The sequence below is a fragment of the Brevundimonas sp. GW821-FHT02A10 genome (genome assembly GCF_059422025.1).
Map to the genome: position 1 here is coordinate 306,103 of NZ_JBWKWC010000001.1, position 20,636 is coordinate 326,738.

A 20,636-nucleotide genomic window follows, 5' to 3' on the forward strand; every position below is an offset into this window, starting at 1 on the left:
AACGAGAACCGGCCCGGAGCATCCGCTCCGGGCCGGTTTTGCTTTGAGCGATGCGTGCGGCGGCTTAGCCGACGTGCCGTTCGTCCCAGTAGCGGACCGCGTCGGCGTCGCGGGCGCTGAGCTCGGGATAGGCGGCGTCCGACCCGACGTCCGGCACGCGCCGCCACGAGCGGGCGCATTTGGGATAATCGGCCAGCTTGACCTCGGCCGTCACCGCTTCTCCGCCGATGACGAATTCGGCGCCCGAGGTGCGGAACACCTCGGCGGCGTCCAGACCCTCGAACGGCGCGAAGGCCTCCGCCGGACCGGTGACCACAGGCCAGGCGTCCAGCGCCCCGCCGATGACCCTGTCGCGGCGCGCGGCCTCAAGCTGTTCGTTGACCGTTTCCAGCACCGTCTGGACCTTGGCCCAGCGCGCCGCCTCGGCCTCGTTCTTCCAGCTGTCCGGCGTCTCGGGGATCACCCGGGCGCAGTTGGTCTGCGAGCCCGGGAGTCGCGTCTGCCAGGCCTCTTCCATCGTGAACGGCGTCAGCGGAGCCAGCCAGGCGGTCAGGCGGGCGAAGACCTCATCCATCACCGTCCGGGCCGCACGACGACGGATCGCGTCAGGCCGGTCGCAGTAGAGGCTGTCCTTGCGGACGTCGAAGTAGAGGGCCGACAGGTCGTTGGAGCAGAACTCCAGCACCGGCCGCACCACGTCCTGGAAGCGGTATTCGCCGTAAGCCTTGCGCACCTGACCATCCAGCTCGTGCAGACGATGCAGGATGAACTTCTCGAGCGGCGGCATCTGGTCGAGCGGCAGGCGCTCGGCGTCATCGAAGCCTTCCAGGGCGCCCAGCAGATAGCGGACGGTGTTGCGCAGCTTGCGATAGGCGTCGACCGTGGTCTGCAGGATCTGCTTCCCGATCCGCTGGTCCTCGGAATAGTCCACCAAGGCGACCCAGAGGCGCAGGATGTCGGCGCCCGATTCCTTGATGATGGTCAGGGGATCGGTGGTGTTGCCCTTGGATTTGGACATCTTCTCCCCCTTCTCGTCGAGGGTGAAGCCGTGGGTCAGGACGGCCTCGAAGGGCGCCCGGCCACGCGTGCCGGAGCCTTCCAGCAGCGACGACTGGAACCAGCCGCGGTGCTGGTCGGAGCCTTCCAGATAGAGGTCGGCCGGCCAGTGCGACGGGCGGTCGCCCGTATAGCCGTTCTCGGCCGTGCGCGGGTCGATGGTGAAGGCGTGGGTCGAGCCGGAGTCGAACCAGACGTCGAGGATGTCCTCGACCTTCTCGAACCGGGCCGGATCGTGGGCGCCGAGGAAATCGCTGTCGGGCGCGGTGAACCAGACGTCCGCGCCGCCGTCGGCGATGGCCTTGACGATGCGCGCATCGACCTCAGGGTCGTGCAGCGGCTGGCCCGTCTGTTTGTCGATGAACATGGCCAGAGGCGTGCCCCAGGCGCGCTGGCGGCTGACCAGCCAGTCGGGACGGCCCTCGACCATGGAGCGGATACGGTTCCTGCCAGAGGCCGGGTGGAAGGCGGTCTGGTCGATGGAGGCCAGGGCGATCTCGCGCAGGGTCGCGCCGTTGCTGGCGGCGGCGTCCAGAGGCTGATCCATGCGGATGAACCACTGCGGCGTGTTGCGGAAGATGACCGGCGCCTTGGAGCGCCAGCTGTGCGGATAGGAGTGCTCCAGCCGGCCGCGGGCCAGCAGGGTCCCGGCCTCGATCAGCTTCTCCATCACCGCGCCGTTGGCGGGACCGAACTTGCCGGTCTTCTTGCCCTCGGTCTCCAGCACCTTGAGGCCCGCGAACAGGGGCACGGTCGGATAGTAGGCGCCGTCGGGGTCGACCGTATCCGGCACCTCGTGATGACCGTGAGCCTTCCAGACCTCGAAGTCGTCCGCGCCGTGGCCCGGCGCGGTGTGGACGAAGCCCGTACCCGCATCGTCGGTGACGTGGTCGCCGCTGAGCAGGGGCACGGAGAAGCCGTAGCCGGGATCGAGCGCGGCCAGCGGGTGGGCGCATTCGAGGCCCGAGGGATTGAGGTCGTCGACGCGGGTCCAGGACGCGATCTTGGCCGCCTTGAACACGTCCTCGGCCAGCTTGTCGGCGACGATCAGCCGGTCACCCGGCTTGGCCCAGGGCTCGAACTCCAGCCCGGTCTCCATGGCCGTGACCTCATACAGGCCGTAGGCGATCTCGGGGCCGTAGCTGATCGCCCGGTTGGCCGGGATGGTCCAGGGCGTCGTCGTCCAGATGACGATCGACGGCGTGGCGTTGCGGAAACTCAGCAGGTCGTCGTCATGGTCGTCCGAGGCCGCGATGACCGGGAACTTGACCCAGATCGTCGGCGAAACGTGGTCGTGATACTCGATCTCGGCGTCGGCCAGGGCGGTGCGCTCGACCGGCGACCACATCACCGGCTTGGAGCCGCGATACAGCTGGCCCGAGTTCTTGAATTTGTGGAACTCCGCGACGATGGCCGCCTCGGACGTGAAGTCCATGGTGGCGTAGCGGTTGGCGAAGTCGCCGGTGATGCCGAGACGTTTGAACTGCTCTTTCTGCAGGTCGATGTATTTGCCGGCATAGGCGCGACAGGCACGACGGAACTCCTCCTTGGAGACCTCGTCCTTGCGGCGCCCCTTGGAGCGGAACTCCTCCTCGATCTTCCACTCGATCGGCAGGCCGTGGCAGTCCCAGCCGGGGACGTAGTCGACGTCATAACCCAGCAGGAAGCGCGAGCGGACCACGAAATCCTTCAGCGTCTTGTTCAGGGCGTGCCCGATGTGGATGTCGCCGTTCGCATAGGGCGGGCCGTCGTGCAGCACGTAGAGCGGCGCCTTCTGCTTCTGCCGCTCGGCGCGCAGGGTTCCATAGAGGTCGCCCCACTGCTCGATGATCAGCGGCTCTTTCTGCGGCAGGCCGCCGCGCATCGGGAACGGGGTCTCCGGCAGGAAGACGGTCTCGCGGTAGTCGCGGCCGGATTCGACGGGGGATTCGGTAGGGGTATCGGACATTCGGCGTCTCGGATCAGGCAAGGGGACGTAGGTGGAAAGCTCGGAACCCGACGTGCGCGGGGGCGACAGCCCCGTCGGCGCTACGCCGGGCGGCTAATCCGGGCCGGAATGATCAGGCGGACGTCCATGCCGGGCGGTGTAACAGGTGACAGCGCAGGGGAAAAGCGTAGCGTGCGCTCCAAGAGCGCCGTCGGGGCGCCGTTGTCGCTTCCGAGGAAATCATGCGCGCCCTTCTCCTGCTTCCCGCCGCCGCCATGGCCCTGCTGGCCGGCTGCACCGAACCCGAGAAGAAGGCCGGGGAGCCCGCCGCTCCGGCCTCGGCCAGCATGACGCCGGGCCGCCCCGCCATCTATCAGGCCGCCGGCGAAGGCCCCGAACCCTTCGTGCGCGCCATCTACGCCGTCTATGTCGCGGGCGGACCCAAGGAGCCACCGCCTGCCGCCGGTCAGGACCCCATCTATTCTCGCATGCTGAACGCCACCCTCGGCGCCGATGTCCGGGTCGCGAAGGGCGAGGTCCCGACGGTCAACTACGACATCCTGTGCGGCTGTCAGGACCAGGGCGCCTTCACCCTCGACAGCCTGGCCGTCACCAAGAGCGGCGTGAACGACGCCACCGCAGCCGTGGCCTTCACCAACGCCGGCCAGACGACGCACCAGACGCTCAAGCTGGTCCGCGAGGGCAGCAACTGGAAGGTCGATGACGTCATCGACGCCGAGGGCAAGTCCCTCAAGGACGCGACGATCAAGGTGATCGAGGCGGCGGGGGGCTGACGCTCAGCCCTTCAGGATCGCCCGCGCAGCTTCTGCGTCTGCATCGATCTGGACCTTGAGGGCGTCGAGACTGTCGAAATTGAGCTCGCCGCGCAGGAAGGCGACCAGTTCGGTCTCGACGGTCTGGCCGTAGAGGTCTTCGGCGAAGTCGAACAGCCAGACCTCCAGCAGCGGGGTCTCGATCTCGAACATCGGCCGGACGCCCAGATTGGCGACACCGTCGACCACACGACCATCCGGGAGGCGGGTGCGCGTCGCATAAACTCCGTAGGCCGGGCGCATATAGTCGCCGAGCGCGACATTGGCCGTGGGCACGCCGATAGTCCGGCCGCGCTTGTCGCCGTGGATGACCTCACCCTCGATGGCGAAGGGGCGGCCCAGGATGGCGGCGGCGCGGGCCATGTCCCCGGCCTTGAGGGCCTCGCGCACCGCGCTGGACGACAGCTTCAGCCCGTCCGGATCATCGATGCGTTCGGTCGTGGAGACGGTGAAGCCCAGGGTCTCGCCATAGGTCCGGAGCGCCTCGGGCGAGCCCGAACGGCCGCGGCCGAAGGTGAAGTCGAAGCCGACCGCCGCATGGCGGATGCCGAGGCCGTCGGCCAGGACCCGGCGTGCGAACTCGACGTCGGTCATGGCCGCCATCTCACCGTCGAACGGCAGCAGATACAGACGGTCGACGCCCAGCGGCTGCAGCGCCCGCGCCATCTGGCCCGCGCTCATCAGGCGGAAGGGCGCAGCGTCCGGTTGGAACCAGCGGCGCGGATGCGGATCGAAACTGACAACGGCGAGCGGGGCGCCGATGGTGTCAGCGGCCTGACGCGCGGCGGCGATCACCGCCTGATGGCCGCGATGGACGCCGTCGAAGGCGCCGACGGCGACGGCCGCACCCTTCGCCGTTTCCGGCAGGTCGCGCCAGCCGCGGAAGACCTCGATAGACATCAGCCCTTGGCGGGACGACGCCGGCGCGGGACCCGGACGGTGGCCTCGCCGTCCATGATCGGCTCGTCGCCGACATAGCCCTCGCAGCGCAGGGTCACCCGGGCCGAGACCTCGTCCACGGCCGAGACGGTGATGCGGGCGATGACGACGTCGCCAATGCGCACCGGCTTGTGGAAGGCCAGGGTCTGGGTCAGATAGATGGCGCCCGCGCCCGGCAGGATGGTGCCCACCACCGCCGAACCGAACGACGCAGACAGCAGGCCGTGCGCGATCCGCCCGCGATAGGCGGTCTTCGACGCAAAGGCCTCGTCCATGTGGACGGGATTGAAATCGTCCGAGGCCTCGGCGAATTGCGCGATGCGGGCTTCGGTGACCTCGACAGCCTTCTCGGCGGTCATGCCCACGTGGAGTTCGTCGAGGATATAGCCCCCCGACGGATGCTTCTGAACCAGTTCAACCATCGGACGGTGTTAGCGCCGGTGCGACGATTTGGCGAGGCCGAACCTACCAGATCAGGTCGAGGGCGGCGTAACGGGCGTAGGTCGTCTCGGCCTTGAGCAAATCAGCGGCCTTCGCCGGGTCCAGCTTGCCGTCGGCGCCGCGCGCCGCATCGCCGTGGATGCCTTGCGCGATGAAGAGGCAGTCGAGGCCCTGCTGGTTGGCGCCCATAACGTCGGTGACCACGCCGTCGCCGATGCACAGGACACGCGAGCGGTCGACCGGACGGCCAAGCAGCTGCTCCGCCTCGGTCAGGGCCAGGGCGTAGATCGGGCCATAGGGCTTGCCCGCCATGGTCACCCGCCCGCCCATCGACTCATAGAGATCGGCCAGCGAACCGCCGCAGTAGATGATCCGGTCGCCGCGCTGCACGACCCGGTCCGGGTTGGCGCAGATCATTTCCAGATCGCGGGCGGCGGCGGGGGCGAAGCGTTCGCGATAGTCCTCGGGCGTCTCTACCTCGTCGTCGGTCGGGCCGGTGACGGAGACGAAGGCGGCGTCCTCGGCGCTCTCGGCGCGTTCCAGACCCAGGCCTTCATAGAGGGGGGCGTCGCGGTCGGGGCCGATGATCCAGGCCGGTCCGGGCGCGCGTTTGCCCAGCTCGAAGCGGGTGGCGTCGCCCGAGGTCACGATGGCCTTCCAGCTCTCGCGCGGCACGTTCAGCTGATCCAGCTGGACCACCACGCCCGGTGTCGGGCGCGGGGAGTTGGAGATCAGCACCACCGTTCCGCCTTCGCGATTGAACCGGGCCAGGGCCTCACAGGCAGCGGGCCAGCTTTCGCGGCCGTTGTGGATCACCCCCCAGATGTCGCACAGCAGGACATCATAGTCGGCAGCGACGGCGCCGAGGCCGGAGAGTGCGTGAGGCTGGGTCATGCCGGTTTCTAGACCGCCGGGTCGTTCGGGTGAACCCGGGATCGCTTATCGGCCGGCCACCAGATCCACACGGATGGTTTCACCGGTGACGGCCTTGGCCGTCCAGTGACTGCCGATGCCGCCCGGGACGATGGGGGTGCAGAAGGAGCCCGGCAGGGGCACGGGTCGGCGCTGGCTGAAGCAGACCTGACCGTTGCGGACCCGCCATGTGCCGCTGCTGAGCCCGCCGCGTCGCCCCCGCCCCTCGAACCGTCCGCCGCGCTGCAACCACATCCGCGCGGTGCGCCCGTCCGGATAGGTGGACAGGAGGGTGTTGCCGAAGGCGGGCTCCAGATCGGCCTCCGTGGGCGCGGCCCCCGCCTCCCCATGGGCCTGAACCAGAAGCATCAGGCTGAATACAGTGGTCAAAAGCATACTGTCGCCTTTCGAAGGCCGGGACAGTCGCTCCGAACGCGGACGATATCAATCCATCACAGATCAGTCGTCCCGGAACTGGAGCTTGGCCAGACGCGCGTACAGGCCGCCCTTGGCCACCAGTTCGGCGTGGGTCCCCTCCTCCGCCACCCGGCCGTCCTCCATGACCACGATGCGGTCGGCCCGCAGGACCGTCGCCAGACGGTGCGCGATGACCAGGGTGGTGCGGCTCTCCATCGCCTGATCGAGCGCGACCTGCACCAGACGTTCGTTCTCGGCGTCCAGCGCGCTGGTGGCCTCGTCGAGCAGCAGGATCGGGGCGTCGCGGACCAGGGCGCGGGCGATGGCCAGACGCTGGCGCTGGCCGCCCGACAGGCTCTTGCCGCGCTCGCCCAGAGGCGTGGCGAAGCCTTCCGGCAGGGCGTCGATGAAGGTCAGGGCCTGGGCCTCGGCGGCGACGGCCCGGGCGTCCTCCTCGGTGGCGTCCTCGCGGCCGAACTGGATGTTCTCCAGCGCCGAACCGGAGAACAGGGGCGCCTCCTGCGACACCCAGGCGAAGCGGTTGCGCACCGCGGTCGGATCGGCGGCGCGCACGTCGACGCCGTCCACGGACACCACGCCCGCCTGCGGATCGTAGAAGCGCAGCAACAGGCGGAAGACGGTCGACTTGCCCGCGCCCGACGGCCCGACCAGGGCCACGGTTTCGCCGGGACGCACGGTCAGGGAGAAGCCCCTCAGCGCCGGCAGGTCGGGCCGGCCCGGATAGGCGAAGGCCACCGCCGACATCGACACCTCGCCGCGCGGCGGGCTGGGCAGGGCGACGGGCTTTTCAGGCGCGGCGATATCGGGCGTGGCGCGCATCAGCTCGTCGATCCGCTCCATGGCCCCGGCGGCCTTCTGGACATCGCCCCAGCTTTCGCCGAGCGCGCCGACGGCCCCGGCGACAAAGACCGACAGCAGGACGAACTGAAGCAGGGCGCCCGGCGACATGGCGCCCCGGACCACGTCCTGGGCGCCGAGCCAGAGCACCAGCGTCACCCCGCCGAACATGACCACGATGACCAGGGCGGTCATCAGGGCGCGGGCCTTCATCCGGGTCAGGGAGACCGCAAAGGCCGCCTCCACCGCCGCGCCGAAGCGGGCGATGGCCGAGCCAACGCGGCCAAAGGCCTGGACGGTCTCGATCGCGTCGACGCTCTCGCCCGCGAAGCCGACGGCGTTGGCGAACCGGTCCTGCGAGGCCACGGTCAGCTTCCTCACCGTCCGGCCGAACAGGAAGACCGGCCCCAGCAGCACCGGGGCGATCAGCAGCACCAGCCCCGTCAGCTTGGGGCTGACCACGAACAGCATGCCAATGCCGCCCACCAGCGTCAGGAAGTTGCGAAGGGCAAAGGAGACCGAGGTGGTCAGCAGCGTCTCGACCAGGGCGATGTCGGTGGTCAGGCGGCTGAGCACCTCCCCTGTCCGCATCTTCGCATAGAAGGAGGGGTCCAGCGTCAGGATGCGACCAAACAGGGCGGTGCGAACGTCAGCGATGATCCGCTCGCCGGTCTTGGTCACATAGAAATAGCGGACGGCGGTCGCGCCCCCCAGGACCAGGGCGTTGGCGCCCAGCAGCAGGAACCAGCGATTGATGTGCGAGCCGCCGCCGGCGAATCCCTGATCGATCGCGCCGCGCGCGGTGGCGGTCAGGGCCAGCGAGGCCCCGGTCGAGGCCAGCAGCCAGAACAGGGCGAACAGGGCGTCCAGCTTGTGCTTGCCCAGATAGGGCAGCAGTCGACCCAGGGGGCGGATGTCCTTGCGCTTCTGGCGTCGCGAACCGGCCTCACCCAGCTGTTCGGCCAGAAGGGCGCCGGCCCCGGGGCGTCCCTGAACGTCGGCGGGGCTATTGGTCGGCGAAACGTCGGTCATGGCCGCCTCTTGCCCCGGAACGCCCTGCGGTGTAAACGCCGCCGCTCATTCCCGCCCCTGCTGGCGGGTTTTCTCATTTATGCGCACCGACGGTCGGCATCGTCATCGCGCCAGAGGCCGAACGACCATGAAAGCGAATACGCACCCCGACTACCACTTCATCACCGTCACCCTGACGAACGGCTCGACGTATCAAACGCGTTCGACCTACGGCAAGGAAGGCGAAGTGCTGAACCTGGATATCGACCCGTCGACCCACCCGGCCTGGACCGGCGGCAACCAGCAGATGCTGGACCGTGGCGGCCGCGTTTCGCGCTTCAACAACAAGTTCGGCGGCTTCATCAAGAAGTAAGCCGGTTCCCGGCGCCGGCCCATTTTGTGGGACTGCGCTTTTGGGATCACGAAAGGCGCCGGTCCTGCGACCGGCGCTTTTTGTTTGCGTTGAACCTCGGTAACATCAGTGCGTTCGGCGTCGCGGGGGCAGTCCTTGGGGCGGCGGACAAATCTAGAGCGGACTGAGATGAATCGACGGGAATTGGGTTTCGGCATCGCAACAGCGGCGATGGTCTCTGCTGCGGGGTCAGCGCAGGCCGCCCAGTTCCGCCGCTCCCGTCCGGCCCAGCCCGCCGCGGCGCCCAGCGGCCAGAGCGTATTCGCTCCGCAGATCGCCCGCCTGCCCGCCAATCTTCAGGACGATGTTCGCATCTTCTATGAAGCCAACGGCTGGAAAGCCGTCTGGACCCCGGCCCAGATGCAGGCGCTCAACGCCGTCGCGCGCAAGTCCGAGAACCACGGCCTGGCGGCGACCGACTTCTTCGACTTCGTGGGTCTGGCCGCAGATCCGGCCTCCAGCGACGTACGCACCACCGCCGCCGCCCTGACCTACGCCCGTGTCCTCGCCGAGGGCCGCGTCCGCCCCGAGGACGTGGAAGACCTGTGGGAGATGGGCAAGAACCGCGTCGACCTTCCGACCGGTCTGAACGCCGCCCTGGGCCAGAACCAGCTGGCGCAGTGGTTCGACGGCCTGCCGCCGACCGACATCGGCTATACCAACCTCTCGAACGGCTATCTGCGCTATCGCCGCCTGAGCCGCGCTGGTGGCTGGCCGGCCTTCAACCAGGGCGGCGCGATCGAGCCGGGGATGAGCGACGTCCGCATCCCGGTTCTGATCGAACGTCTGGTGGCCGAGGGCGACCTCAGCGCCGCCGACGGCGCCCGCCTGAAGGCCCAGGGCCTGACCTACGGCGACGAACTCCAGACGGCGGTGCGCGGCTTCCAGCAGCGCCATGGCCTGCTGCCTGACGCCCGCATCGGCACCGGCACCCAGCGCTCGCTCGGCGCCTCGTCCGACGACCGCGCCCGCCAGATCGCCCTGAACTTGGAACGCCGCCGCTGGCTGAAGCGCGAGCTGAACCCTGAGCGCATCGAGGTCAACACCGCCGCCGCCATCATGGTCTACTGGAAGGACGGCCGTCCGGTTCATTCCAACCGCGTCGTCGTCGGCTCGGCCGAGAACCAGACGCCCAGCCTCGAGAAGCCGTTCGCCTCCGTCGTGGCCAACCCGCCCTGGTACGTCCCGGCCGGCATCGCGCGCCGCGAAATCCTGCCCCAGGGCCCGGCCTATCTGGCCGCCCGGGACATGTATATTTCCAACGGCCAGGTGATCCAGCGCGCCGGACCCCAGGCCGCGCTCGGCTATGTGAAGTTCGAACTGCGCGACAGCTACGCCATCTTCCTGCACGACACCCCGGCCAAGGGCGCCTTCGACCTCGCCACCCGCCAGCGTTCGCACGGCTGCGTCCGGGTGCAGGGCGCGGTCGAGTTCGCGCGCCTGCTGCTGTCGCCCGACCCCCTGCGTCTGGCCGAGTTCGACACGGCCCAGCAGACGCGTGAGACCCAGCGCATCCAGACCGGCCGCGAGATCACCGTGCGCCTGCTCTACTGGACGGCCTTCGTCGATGGTCAGCAGCGCGTGGCCTTCCGCGAGGACGTCTACAAGCGCGACCAGAAGCTGGCCGAGGCCCTGGGCATCGCCGTCAACCTGCCGGTGCCGGTGGATGACGGCGCCGCGGTCGCCAACGACGTCGGTCCGTAGCGCCTAGATGGCCTCGGGCGTATTCGACGCCCAGGCCGCTTCCAGACGTTCCATCAGGGCCGGATCGCCCGAGAAGGCGTGATCGCCGATGGCCGTCACCGCGCAGGCGGGCGTCGCGCTGTTGCAGATGAAGGCCTGATCGAACCCGGCCAGATCGGCCAGATGCACGGGCCGGGTCTCCGACCCCAGGCCGACGCGCGCCAGCCCCTCCTCAATCAGAGCTTGGGTCACGCCCGCAAGCATCGGCGCCGCGGGCCAGATGATGCGGTCATCTTTTGCGAAACCGATGTTCCAGAGACTGCCTTCGCTGATCAGGCCCGCCGCATCGATGAACAGGGCGTCGTCGAAGTCTTCCTCGCGCGCCTGCCGCCGTGACTGGATCAGACCGAACAGGGCCGTGTGCTTCAGATGGGCGGCGTCGCGCGAATAGACCCGGGTCGCCAGACGCAGCGAGGCGGCCAGAGGCGGCGGCGGTTCGGCGGCCATGGTCATGACCTTGGGTACGCCGCACCACGAGGGAGTCCGCGCCCAGAGCTCGGGCGAGAACAGGCTGACCCGCAGCCAGCAGGCGTCACGCCCCTCGACCGCCAGCCGCATCAGATCGCGCAGCCGGGCCTCGCCGGGGCTTTCTCCAAACAGCTCGACCGCCGAGGCCTCGAGCCGGGCCAGATGGCGGGCCAGCCCCCGCGCCGCGCCGGCTTCGACGTGGAACGAGGTGTAGGCGCCGTAGTTGACCAGAGCCAGATAGGTCAGGTCGTCGGTCGAGGCGGGTTCGCCGTCGATAAGGATCGGCGGGAACCCGGTCATGCGATCAGCTTTCGTCGCCGCCCTCGGTTCCTTCACCGCCTTCATCGCCGCCGGCATCGTCGTCGCCCGGTGTTTCCGCCAGACGCTCAACCGAGACCACGCGCTCGCCGTCGGCGGTCTTGAAGATGGTGACGCCCTGGCTGGAGCGGCCGACCACGCGGACCTGACCGACCCGGGTCCGGATCATCTGGCCGCTGGAGGTGACCATCAGCAGTTCGTCGGTGTCTTCCACCGGGAAGGCCGCGGCCAGACGCGTGCCCGCGCGACCGCCCAGGCCGTGGGCCGTCAGCCCCTGCCCGCCGCGACCGGTGCGGCGGTACTCATAAGCCGAGGAGCGCTTGCCGAAGCCGCTGTCAGTGACGGTCAGGATGAACTGCTCCGCCGCGCCCAGTTCGGCGATGCGTTCGACAGTCAGGGCGGCGTCGCCGACGACCTCGTCATCGGCTTCCGGCGTCGTGGCCTCGTCGTCGCCCTCGCCGGACGCCGCCTTGCGCATGGCGTTGGCGTGTTTGACGTAGGCGGCGCGCTCTTCCGGCGTGGCATCGACGCGGCCGAGCACGGCCATCGAGATGACCTCGTCGCCGTCCTGAAGCCGGACGCCGCGCACACCGGTCGAATCCCGGCCCTTGAAGACGCGAACGTCGTCGGCCTTGAAGCGGATGGCGCGGCCCATGGCGGTGGTCAGCAGGACGTCGTCCTCGGCCGTGCACAGGGCGACGCCGACCATGTGGTCGTCGTCTTCCAGCTTCATGGCCAGCTTGCCGGCGCGGTTGACCGTGGCGAAGTCGGACAGCTTGTTCCGACGCACGTCGCCCGACTTGGTGGCGAACATGATGTCGTAGTCGCCCCAGGTCGCCTCGTCCTCGGGCAGCGGGAGGACGTTCATGATGCTGTCGCCCGGCTCGATCGGCAGCAGGTTGACGAAGGCCTTGCCGCGCGAGGTTGGTCCGCCCAGCGGCAGGCGCCAGACCTTGAGCTTGTAGGCCTTGCCGTTGGTGGCGAAGAACAGCACCGGCGTATGGGTCGAGGCGGAGAAGACGCCGGTGATGGCGTCCTCGTCCTTCATCGTCATGCCGGACTTGCCCTTGCCGCCGCGATGCTGGGTCCGATAGGCGTTCAGGGCCACGCGCTTGACGTAGCCGCCGTGGGTGACGGTGACGACCATGTCCTCGCGCGGGATCAGGTCCTCGTCCTCCATCTCGGCGTCGCCTTCCCCGATCAGGGTGCGGCGTGGCACGGCGAACTCGCCCTTCACCGCCAAGAGGTCCTCGCGGATGATGGCGATGATGTTGGCGCGGTCCGACAGGATGGTCAGGTGGCCCTGGATGGTGTCGGCCAGGCCGCGAGCTTCGCCGAAGATGTCGTCACGGCCCAGGCCGGTCAGACGCGACAGGGTCAGGGCCAGGATGGCGCGGGCCTGTTCATCGGTCAGGTTCAGCTTGTCGCCGTCGATCAGCATCGAGCGCGGATCGGCGATCAGCTCGACCAGAGCCAGCATGTCGCCGACCGGCCAGGACTTGGCCTGCAGGCGTTGGCGCGCCTCGGCCGGGTCGGCCGACGAGCGGATGATGTGGATGACCTCGTCGATATTGGCCACGGCGACGGCCAGACCGACCAGCACGTGCCCGCGATCGCGGGCCTTGGCCAGTTCGAACTTGACCCGGCGGACCACGACTTCCTCACGGAACTCGAGGAAGGCTTCCAGCAACTGGCGCAGGCCCATCTGCTCGGGACGGCCGTGGTTCAGGGCCAGCATGTTGACGCCGAACGACGACTGCATGGCGGTGTAGCGCCACAGCTGGTTCAGGATCACATCGCCCGAAGCGTCGCGCTTCAGCTCGATCACCATCCGCATGCCCTGACGGTCGGATTCGTCGCGGACGTCGGAGATGCCCTCGATCCGCTTCTCGCGGACCATTTCGGCGATACGCTCGATCAGGGTCTGTTTGTTGACCTGGAACGGCAGCTCGGTGACGACGATAGCTTCACGATCCTTGCGGATCGTCTCGATCGAGGCCTTGCCGCGCACGATGACCGAGCCGCGACCGTCGCGCAGCGCGTTGCGCGGCGCGGTGCGGCCCATGATCTCGCCGCCCGTCGGGAAGTCGGGACCGGGCACGATGTCCAGGATGGCGTCGTCGGAGATGTTCGGATCGTCCAGCAGCGCCACGGCCGCATCGACGATCTCGCCCAGATTATGCGGCGGAATGTTCGTCGCCATGCCGACGGCGATGCCGCCCGCGCCGTTGACCAGCAGGTTCGGGATCCGCGACGGCAGGACGACAGGCTCCAGCTCCTTCTCGTCGTAGTTCGGCTGGAAATCGACGGTGTCCTTGTCGATGTCGGCCAGCAGGGCCACGGCGGCCGGCGCCATGCGCGCTTCCGTGTATCGCATCGAGGCCGGCATATCGCCGTCGACCGAGCCGAAATTGCCCTGACCGTCGACCAGCATCAGACCCATGGAGAACGGCTGGGCCATGCGCACCAGGGCCATATAGACCGAGGCGTCGCCGTGCGGATGGAAGCGACCGAGCACATCACCGACGACGCGCGCGCACTTCGAGTACGACCGCTCGGGCGTCATGTTCAGGTCGTGCATCGAGTACAGGATGCGACGGTGAACCGGCTTCAGGCCGTCGCGCGCGTCCGGCAGGGCGCGGCTGACGATCACGCTCATGGCGTAGTCGAGGTAGGAGCGTTTCAGCTCGTCCTCGATCGTGATGGTCGAAATGTCGGAACCGCCGCTCGGTCCTGCAGGAGGTGCGGCGTTTTCGTAGCTGTCGTCGGTCAAGGAGTTTAGGCTTTAAATGGCCGGAATCGGAACGTGATCCGCTGTCCGGTTTTCTAGCATCCGTGGCGTCAGGAGGCAAAGTTTACGCCTGTTTCGACGTCGTCCGTGAAAGGAAGATTCCATGCGCGCCCTCCCCCTCGCCGCCCTTCTCGCCATCCCCTCGATTCTGGGAGCCGGAGCGGCTCTCGCCCAGACCGCTGCCTCCGCCCCGACGCCCGCCCCTGCCCCGCCGCCGCAGGCCGTGGTCGTCGCCGCGCTGAAGACGGCCGACGGCGCCGACGCCGGCACGGTGACCGGCTATGAAGGGCCCAAGGGGATGATCTTCCGCGTCGTCGGCAAGGGCTGGCCGGCCGGCTGGCACGCCGTCCACCTGCACGCCGTCGGCAGCTGCGAGGCGCCCGGCTTCACCTCGGCCGGCGGCCATGTGAACCACGCCGAGGGCGCCCGCCCGCACGGCCTGCTCAACAAGGACGGCGGTCCGGACCTGGGCGATCTGCAGAACGTCTTCGCCGCCGCCGACGGCGCGGCCAATGCCGACGTCTATCTGGCCTGGGAGGGTCTCGACGCGCACGAGAGCGACTATGTCGACGCCAACGGCCTGTCGTTCGTCGTCCACGCCAACGCCGACGACTATGTGAGCCAGCCGATCGGCGGGGCCGGCGCTCGCATCGCATGCGGCGTGTTCGAACCGGTGGTCGTCACCGCCCGCTAAACGCTGTGGTTCAGGCCTTGGCCGCGCCGGCGCGCAAGCCCCGCTCGGCCAGGGCCACCACCGCCACCCCGGCCATAGCGATGGCCGAGCCGGTCAGGATCTGGGGCGTCAACACGTCGCCCATCAGGCCCCAGCCGATCAGGATCGACACCACCGGCGTCGCCAGCAGATAGGGCGTCACCCGCCCGGCCTCGCGTTTCTGCACCAGCCAGAACAGCAGGGTCGTCGCGACAACCGACGACACGATTCCGGCCCACAACAGGGACACCCAGACGATGGGCGTCGCCGCCTTCACGGCCTCGATCTGATGGTGTTCGAATACGGCCGATCCAAAGGCCATGACCGGCAGGGTCCCGACCGCCAGCATGGCCTGCATCTTCAGCGGCGGGATTGAGGTCGTGCGGCGCGCGACGACCGTGGTCAGGGCCCAGGCGGCGGCGGCGGCGATCCCGACCAGAATAGCGCGCCAGTCCTGCAGCGCATGCGCGTCCAGCGTCATCCAGCCGACGCCGACGAAGGCCACCACCATCCCGACCATGGCCGCCCGGCTCAGGCGCTCCTTCAGCAGCAGGAAGGCGAACAGGGCCGTGAACGGGATCCACAGCTGGTTGGCGACGGTCACCGGGCTGACGTCCCGGGCCAGCCAGTAGGCGGTGTAGACGAGGCCATACTGCAGCGAACCGCCCACCAGGACGATGATCAGCAGGCTCTTCCAGTCCGGAAACGGCGGCCGGATGAAGCCGGCGAGGCAGATGCTGGCGATGCCGAACCGAATCGCCCCGACCAGCAGGGGCGACATCTGCTCGGTCGCCACCTTGGCCCCGGCGTTGTTCACGCCCCAGATCACGATAATCGCCACGATGGCGGCGATCTCGAGCAGGGTCAGCGGGCTGTGCGGTTTGTCTGGCGTGGTCACCGCCCGCCTATCGCACGCTGAACGCAAAACGTCGGCTCACAATCCGTGAGCCGACGTTGCAGGACCAGTCTTGTCCAAGCCGTTTAGAACGGAATGTCGTCGTTCAGGTCGTAGCTTTCGCGCGGGCCGGAGGGCTTGTTGGCGCCGCCGGTGGAGAAACCTGACGAATAGTCGTCGTCGTTGCCGCGACTGCCGCCGCCCTGCGAGGCGCCGCCGCCGTCACGGCCGCCCAGCATGGTCAGCTGGCCGTTAAAGCGGCCGATGATGACCTCGGTGGTGTATTTCTCGACGCCGTCCTTGTCGGTCCACTTGCGGGTCTGCAGCGAGCCCTCGACATAGACGGTCGAGCCCTTTTTCACATAGTTTTCAACGACCTTGACGATGTTGTCGTTGAAGACCGAGACGCGGTGCCATTCGGTCTTTTCCTTGCGCTCGCCCGAGGACTTGTCGCGCCAGGTCTCCGAGGTGGCCAGGGAGAAGTTGGCGATGCGGTCGCCGTTCGGCATCGACCGGATTTCGGGGTCGCGCCCCAGGTTGCCGACCAGAATGACCTTGTTGACGCTGCCCGCCATGATGCTCTCTCGTTGTCTGCCCCGCGCCCGTCCGGGCTGCGGCTTGCTTGAATGCCGTATCCGACGATCAGTCGTCGGAGGACCGGCCTAGCGCGCCACGGCCGCCAAGCCACCCCCCGTTAAGACATCCTAAACGAAAGCTTGTGGATGTTCCAGCTTTGTTCTCATCACACAGCGTGGGAACCGGGCTGGAGCCCTCCGCATCTTACTGGGCCGGAGCGCGCTCGATGGTCCCCGGCGTCGCCAGACGACCGTCGCCGGTCCGGGCCAGGGCGAAGAAGCGCTGCCCCTCCAGCGTCTTGCCGAACCAGACACCCGCGCGGTCCAGGAAGATGAACTGGCCCTGATAGGCGCCGACGATGTCGCTGTTGGATCCACCCATGCCCAGGAACCGCAGCCGCATGTCCTCCAGCCGGGCCGCGCAGTCCTCGATCCGGGCCTGGTCGCGCGCCAGAACGTTAAAGCGAGGCTCGGCCTTCTCGCCCGCATCCGGCAGGGCGACGCTGTAGCAGACGCCCTGGTCGAACGGAGCCTTGGTCTGGGTGGAGCAGCCGGCCAGCAGACCTGCGGTCAGAGCCCCGGCGATCACTGCGACGGTAGAGAGACGCATCAGTTCAACCCCGGAAATTGGCAGCTACGGTCCTGTTCGGCCAGGACGCGGAAACGGCTGTTGTCGCTGGACTGTTCCACGCGGCGTGGGACCAGACGAAGCGTCTGATCGCCCCAGCGGCCGTACTGGGCGTCGCCCGGACGGCCCACGCACTGACCGGCGTAGAGCGCCTGGACGCACTGACCGAGCGTCGTGCCCGCCGAGACGGTGCGCCACTCATTGCCGGTATAACGCAGACAGGGACTGCCGTTGACCACGGCGGTCTGGGCGGGCGCGGGATGGGCGTCGGTCGGCGTGGCGGCGGCCGGGATCTCGACGGTCGGTTCGGCGACCGGTGCGGCCGGCGGGGGGGCGAAGGCGGCGGTCGGTGCGGCGGCCAGCGCGCCGGTCTCGTCCAGACCCACATCGAGAGCGTCAGTGGCCAGGCCGTTGCGCCGGGCGCAGTCGGCGAGGGTGGCCATGCCGACGAACTGGCCGTTGACGAAGCAGCGCAGCTGGCGCGTCGTCTCCAGCACCGGGGCCTCGGCCAGGTCGATATTCAAACCCCCTCGGGAGGCGGGCGGCGCCTCGGGCGTCTTGTCGCCACCGCCGGCGAAGACCAGGCCCGCCACCACCGCTGCGACGACGACGAGGCCGGCGCCGATCGCGATGATGGTTCGATTGTCGTTGGGAAACGCCATGGAGCACTCGCGGGGACCGGAGCCTCAATAACCCCGCCATCACCCTTGAGGTCAACCGCCAACCGTCAGGCTGCGACCCCGAAGAACCCGGCGGCGTTCAGGAACCGCCGGTCAAACGCGACAGGGCGGCCTGATAGTTGGAGATCTGGGCGGTCAGATAGGCCGGAACCGTGCCGCTGGCGGCCGTTGTCGTCGGATCGACCGGGGCCATGGCGCGATAGGCGTCGCGCACGGCCTTCAGCGCGGCCTGAAGCTTCTCGCCCGACGTCTTGATCGAGGCGGCGTCGTTGAGCGTCAGGTTGGACGGCAGGCCCATGCCATAGGTTTTGAGCCCCTTGTCGACGGTCGCCAGGCCGATATAGCCCGCCGAGAGACCGAGGCCCGCGAGGGCGTCGCGGCCCGTCTCGCCGGAGGTGAGGACCGCGCCCTTGACGCCGTCCTTGGCCGTGATCGACAGGCGCTGGAAGCCCCCGGTGGTGGTGGTGGTCTCGCCGTCCTTGCCGGTGACGGTGCCCCCTTCGGAGGCGACCGTGACCTTCAGCTTGCCGCCCGAGGCGACCGAGATCTTGCGCGCCAGGGTGGCCAGTGTGTCCTTGGCCTCGATGGTCACCGGCACGGCGCGACCACCGTCGGGCGGGCTGATATAGAAGCGGTCGCCGACCCGCAGCGAGGTCGCGGCGGTCAGATATTTGGAATCGCTCTGGTCGATCTCGCCCTGGGGCAGGCCCAACCGGTCCAGCACGCTGGCGCCGTTGGAAGCGATAGCCAGGGTGGCGGGCTTGGCCTGATCGCCGACGCCGGTCCAGCTCTGTTCATATTCGACCGTCCCGGTCGTCGGGTCGAGACGGGCCAGATAGCCCTTGGTCGGATCGGTCGCGAGCGCCCCCTCGGTCTTGCCGGTGATGCCCGTGATCCAGACCTTGCCGTCGTGGACCTTGACGTCAGCGGCCGTGTCCTCGCCCGCCGTACCGTACCAGCTCAGCCGATCGCTGGCGGCCGGGGTCAGATTGGTCGACAGGGAGGCGACGAAGACGTCCTTGCCTCCCGAGTTGGCGTTGGTCGCCGTGCCTGCCGACAGGCCGCTGTCGCGGCTGGTCCCGGTCAGGATGACCTTGCCGTCGGCGACCGCGATACCCGCGATGTCGCCGCTGATCAGGCCCAGGTCGCGCGTCGCCGCCAGGGTTGGCACGCCGTCGGCGCCGAGGGTAAACTGGCGCACCACCGCGCGACCGTTCTCGACGCCCGCCGTATAGAGATTGTTCCCGTCGACCGTGGTCGCAGCGACGCTGTCTTCGCCGCCGGTGCCGAACTGGGTGACGCCGATAGACTTGGAAACGATGCCGGCGGTCGGATAGGGCTCTGCCGCCTTGAACGCCTGGACATAGCCGTCCCAGCCGCCGACGCTTACCGCGCCGGTCATGGCCGACTGCGAACGTCCGGCGACATAGACGACGCCGTTTGCGCCGAAGCTGACCGAAGTGGCCTCGTCCGCGGCCCGGGCGCCGCGCCGCTGGGTCCACTGCTCCTCGCCATCCTTGTTGAAGACGGTCACGAAGCTGTCGGCGACGCCGGCGACATCGCCCGTCTTGCCCGCATCGGTCGTTGAGGTGTTGAGCGCGCCGGTGACCGAACCCGCGACCGCGACATTGCCGTTGGCGTCGATGGCCAGGGCATAGCCGCTGGCGGTCGAGGCGGCGCCGAGCGCCCGCGTCGCGATCAGTCGGCCGGCGCTGTCGTACTTCATCAGGGCGACGTCCTGGACGCCCTTGATCGGCTGGGTGTCCGGGCCGGCGGTGACGTCGGCGACGATCCACAACGAGCCGTCGGGGCCGACCGCGCTGGCCCGCACCGTCTGAACGCCCTCGGGCAGGGTTTCCTGCGACAGCCTTCCGTCGACCCATTGGGTCTCGCCGACATTGCCCGCAGTCGGCTCCGGCGCGGCGCCCCCGTCGACCTGGAATTTCAGGATCTGGTTGGTCAGGGTCGAGGCGGTCGTGGTCTTGGTCGTCTTGACGCCATTGACCGTAGTCGTGGTGGTCACCGCGGCATTGCCCGCCTGCTGGACCACATAGACGGCGTCGGAGGTCTGGTCGGCGGTGAAGCCCACGGTCTCGGTCGAGGTCCCGCGGATCGCCAGGGCCCATTTGTCCGGACCGGCCGGCAGGGTGACCGGCTTGCCGTTGACCTGAACCGTCTTGGGATCTTCCTTGATCTGCTGACGCCCGATCCGGGTCTGGAAGCCGCCGTCGGAGAGCTGTTTGTTGATGTACTCCAGCACGTTGTCCATCGTCCGGGGCGTGGAGCCCATGTTCGACAGATCGATCGGCACCGTGGTCGTCTGGCTGGACGTCAGCCCGACCGGCACCTTGATGGTGATGTTGAATTTCGTATCGCCCTGGAAGGCCGTCACCGGAGTGTCCAGCGAACCCTCGTGGATCGGCCCCGTGATGGAGACGGCGCTGTCACGCGGCACGGCGGCCGTGGTCTTGGAGGTCGCAGCGGCGGTCCCCTGAACGATCCGGACACCGTCCAGATCGGCGGTGGTCATATATTTGCTGAGCTCGGCCATGCCCGAGGCAAAGCGCTTCTGCAGCAGGGCAGTCTCGGTCGAGGTCAGGCCGCTGGTGGAGGCCCTGCTGGCCAGGGCGCTCAGGGTCTCCAGACCCGAGTACATGGCGAACAGCTTTTTGTAGTCCGACGAGGCGCCCTTCACATCCACCTGGGCGGCGTTCTCGTTGATGATGCTGCGGCCGGCCAGGGCCGAACGGACCAGGGCTGAGGGGTCCGAGGCCTTCACGCTGGTGGACCAGGGTGCGGTCGGCTGGGCCTTTTTCGTGATGGCGGACGTCAGGGCAGTGGCGCTCGAAGCATCATAGCTCCCGCCGAACAAACCCAGAAGATAGCCGTTGTTGACCGATGTCACACGAACCTCCGCCTTGGCAGTATCTCAGACGAGAGGCAACGGACCGTTAACACGGGCTCGGAACCCGGCATGGAATCGTGCGTTCATCGCGTCTCAGGAGAGCGGGGTTCGGCGA

17 protein-coding genes are annotated in these 20,636 nt (G+C 68.3%); 4 read left to right on the forward strand and 13 right to left on the reverse strand.

The genetic code is table 11. The features are described 5' to 3' along the window. Positions 1-64 precede the first annotated feature (64 nt). Complete coding sequence (gene ileS, locus AC07U0_RS01280; protein ID WP_494718225.1) at positions 65-3,004, reverse strand: isoleucine--tRNA ligase; 2,940 nt, start codon at positions 3,002-3,004, stop codon at positions 65-67. A 221-nt stretch (positions 3,005-3,225) separates the two neighbouring features. Here ileS and AC07U0_RS01285 point away from each other — a divergent pair, with 221 nt between their 5' ends. Further along, entirely contained in the window at positions 3,226-3,777 is a 552-nt protein-coding gene (locus tag AC07U0_RS01285) for a DUF3828 domain-containing protein (protein ID WP_494718226.1), read from the forward strand. Positions 3,778-3,780: 3 nt separating this feature from the next. Here AC07U0_RS01285 and AC07U0_RS01290 read toward each other — a convergent pair whose 3' ends face one another. From AC07U0_RS01290 to AC07U0_RS01310, 5 genes are all read right to left on the reverse strand, one after another. Further along, positions 3,781-4,716, reverse strand: coding sequence for a bifunctional riboflavin kinase/FAD synthetase (locus AC07U0_RS01290; protein WP_494718227.1), 936 nt, complete (start codon positions 4,714-4,716; stop codon positions 3,781-3,783). Continuing rightward, positions 4,716-5,177, reverse strand: coding sequence for a MaoC family dehydratase (locus tag AC07U0_RS01295; RefSeq protein WP_492031846.1), 462 nt, complete (start codon positions 5,175-5,177; stop codon positions 4,716-4,718). Before AC07U0_RS01295 ends, AC07U0_RS01290 begins: the two co-directional genes overlap by 1 nt. A 43-nt stretch (positions 5,178-5,220) precedes the next feature. Continuing rightward, positions 5,221-6,090 carry a TIGR01459 family HAD-type hydrolase gene (locus AC07U0_RS01300; protein ID WP_494718228.1) on the reverse strand — a complete coding sequence of 290 codons (870 nt, stop codon included), beginning with the start codon at positions 6,088-6,090 and terminating at the stop codon, positions 5,221-5,223. 45 nt (positions 6,091-6,135) lie between these two features. After that, entirely contained in the window at positions 6,136-6,504 is a 369-nt protein-coding gene (locus AC07U0_RS01305; RefSeq protein WP_494718229.1) for a hypothetical protein, read from the reverse strand. A gap of 63 nt (positions 6,505-6,567) precedes the next feature. Beyond that, positions 6,568-8,415, reverse strand: a complete 1,848-nt coding sequence (locus AC07U0_RS01310) for an ABC transporter transmembrane domain-containing protein (protein WP_494718230.1) — start codon at positions 8,413-8,415, stop codon at positions 6,568-6,570. A gap of 127 nt (positions 8,416-8,542) precedes the next feature. Here AC07U0_RS01310 and rpmE point away from each other — a divergent pair, with 127 nt between their 5' ends. Both rpmE and AC07U0_RS01320 read left to right on the forward strand, forming a co-directional pair. Continuing rightward, on the forward strand, positions 8,543-8,767 hold the full coding sequence (gene rpmE, locus AC07U0_RS01315; protein ID WP_494718231.1) for a 50S ribosomal protein L31: 225 nt from the start codon (positions 8,543-8,545) through the stop codon (positions 8,765-8,767). A gap of 168 nt (positions 8,768-8,935) precedes the next feature. Continuing rightward, complete coding sequence (locus AC07U0_RS01320; RefSeq protein ID WP_494718232.1) at positions 8,936-10,510, forward strand: L,D-transpeptidase family protein; 1,575 nt, start codon at positions 8,936-8,938, stop codon at positions 10,508-10,510. 3 nt (positions 10,511-10,513) lie between these two features. Here AC07U0_RS01320 and AC07U0_RS01325 read toward each other — a convergent pair whose 3' ends face one another. Both AC07U0_RS01325 and gyrA read right to left on the reverse strand, forming a co-directional pair. Beyond that, on the reverse strand, positions 10,514-11,317 hold the full coding sequence (locus AC07U0_RS01325) for an aminotransferase class IV (RefSeq protein WP_494718233.1): 804 nt from the start codon (positions 11,315-11,317) through the stop codon (positions 10,514-10,516). A gap of 4 nt (positions 11,318-11,321) precedes the next feature. Next, the gene (gene gyrA / locus AC07U0_RS01330) at positions 11,322-14,108 is read right to left on the reverse strand and encodes a DNA gyrase subunit A (RefSeq protein WP_494718234.1); all 2,787 of its coding nucleotides are present in this window, start codon (positions 14,106-14,108) and stop codon (positions 11,322-11,324) included. Between the two features lie 121 nt (positions 14,109-14,229). Here gyrA and AC07U0_RS01335 point away from each other — a divergent pair, with 121 nt between their 5' ends. After that, the gene (locus tag AC07U0_RS01335; protein ID WP_494718235.1) at positions 14,230-14,820 is read left to right on the forward strand and encodes a superoxide dismutase family protein; all 591 of its coding nucleotides are present in this window, start codon (positions 14,230-14,232) and stop codon (positions 14,818-14,820) included. 10 nt (positions 14,821-14,830) lie between these two features. On the opposite strand, the gene AC07U0_RS01340 is transcribed toward AC07U0_RS01335, so the two are convergent. From AC07U0_RS01340 to AC07U0_RS01360, 5 genes are all read right to left on the reverse strand, one after another. Continuing rightward, entirely contained in the window at positions 14,831-15,736 is a 906-nt protein-coding gene (locus tag AC07U0_RS01340; RefSeq protein WP_494718236.1) for a DMT family transporter, read from the reverse strand. A gap of 83 nt (positions 15,737-15,819) precedes the next feature. Beyond that, positions 15,820-16,308, reverse strand: coding sequence for a single-stranded DNA-binding protein (gene ssb, locus AC07U0_RS01345; RefSeq protein WP_494718237.1), 489 nt, complete (start codon positions 16,306-16,308; stop codon positions 15,820-15,822). A gap of 205 nt (positions 16,309-16,513) precedes the next feature. Continuing rightward, the gene (locus AC07U0_RS01350) at positions 16,514-16,918 is read right to left on the reverse strand and encodes a hypothetical protein (RefSeq protein WP_494718238.1); all 405 of its coding nucleotides are present in this window, start codon (positions 16,916-16,918) and stop codon (positions 16,514-16,516) included. Then, the gene (locus AC07U0_RS01355; protein ID WP_494718239.1) at positions 16,918-17,598 is read right to left on the reverse strand and encodes a hypothetical protein; all 681 of its coding nucleotides are present in this window, start codon (positions 17,596-17,598) and stop codon (positions 16,918-16,920) included. Before AC07U0_RS01355 ends, AC07U0_RS01350 begins: the two co-directional genes overlap by 1 nt. Before the next feature lie 97 nt (positions 17,599-17,695). After that, complete coding sequence (locus AC07U0_RS01360; protein WP_494718240.1) at positions 17,696-20,521, reverse strand: NHL repeat-containing protein; 2,826 nt, start codon at positions 20,519-20,521, stop codon at positions 17,696-17,698. Positions 20,522-20,636 lie beyond the last annotated feature (115 nt).

Excerpts from the sequence above, each read along its gene's own strand:
- AC07U0_RS01295 (WP_492031846.1), bottom strand. The coding sequence starts at position 5,177 with ATGGTTGAACTGGTTCAGAAGCATCCGTCGGGGGGCTATATCCTCGAC.
- AC07U0_RS01355 (WP_494718239.1), bottom strand. The coding sequence starts at position 17,598 with ATGGCGTTTCCCAACGACAATCGAACCATCATCGCGATCGGCGCCGGC.
- ileS (WP_494718225.1), bottom strand. The coding sequence starts at position 3,004 with ATGTCCGATACCCCTACCGAATCCCCCGTCGAATCCGGCCGCGACTAC.
- AC07U0_RS01335 (WP_494718235.1), top strand. The coding sequence starts at position 14,230 with ATGCGCGCCCTCCCCCTCGCCGCCCTTCTCGCCATCCCCTCGATTCTG.
- AC07U0_RS01320 (WP_494718232.1), top strand. The coding sequence starts at position 8,936 with ATGAATCGACGGGAATTGGGTTTCGGCATCGCAACAGCGGCGATGGTC.
- AC07U0_RS01300 (WP_494718228.1), bottom strand. The coding sequence starts at position 6,090 with ATGACCCAGCCTCACGCACTCTCCGGCCTCGGCGCCGTCGCTGCCGAC.
- AC07U0_RS01310 (WP_494718230.1), bottom strand. The coding sequence starts at position 8,415 with ATGACCGACGTTTCGCCGACCAATAGCCCCGCCGACGTTCAGGGACGC.
- ssb (WP_494718237.1), bottom strand. The coding sequence starts at position 16,308 with ATGGCGGGCAGCGTCAACAAGGTCATTCTGGTCGGCAACCTGGGGCGC.
- AC07U0_RS01285 (WP_494718226.1), top strand. The coding sequence starts at position 3,226 with ATGCGCGCCCTTCTCCTGCTTCCCGCCGCCGCCATGGCCCTGCTGGCC.
- rpmE (WP_494718231.1), top strand. The coding sequence starts at position 8,543 with ATGAAAGCGAATACGCACCCCGACTACCACTTCATCACCGTCACCCTG.
- AC07U0_RS01325 (WP_494718233.1), bottom strand. The coding sequence starts at position 11,317 with ATGACCGGGTTCCCGCCGATCCTTATCGACGGCGAACCCGCCTCGACC.
- AC07U0_RS01290 (WP_494718227.1), bottom strand. The coding sequence starts at position 4,716 with ATGTCTATCGAGGTCTTCCGCGGCTGGCGCGACCTGCCGGAAACGGCG.
- AC07U0_RS01350 (WP_494718238.1), bottom strand. The coding sequence starts at position 16,918 with ATGCGTCTCTCTACCGTCGCAGTGATCGCCGGGGCTCTGACCGCAGGT.
- AC07U0_RS01305 (WP_494718229.1), bottom strand. The coding sequence starts at position 6,504 with ATGCTTTTGACCACTGTATTCAGCCTGATGCTTCTGGTTCAGGCCCAT.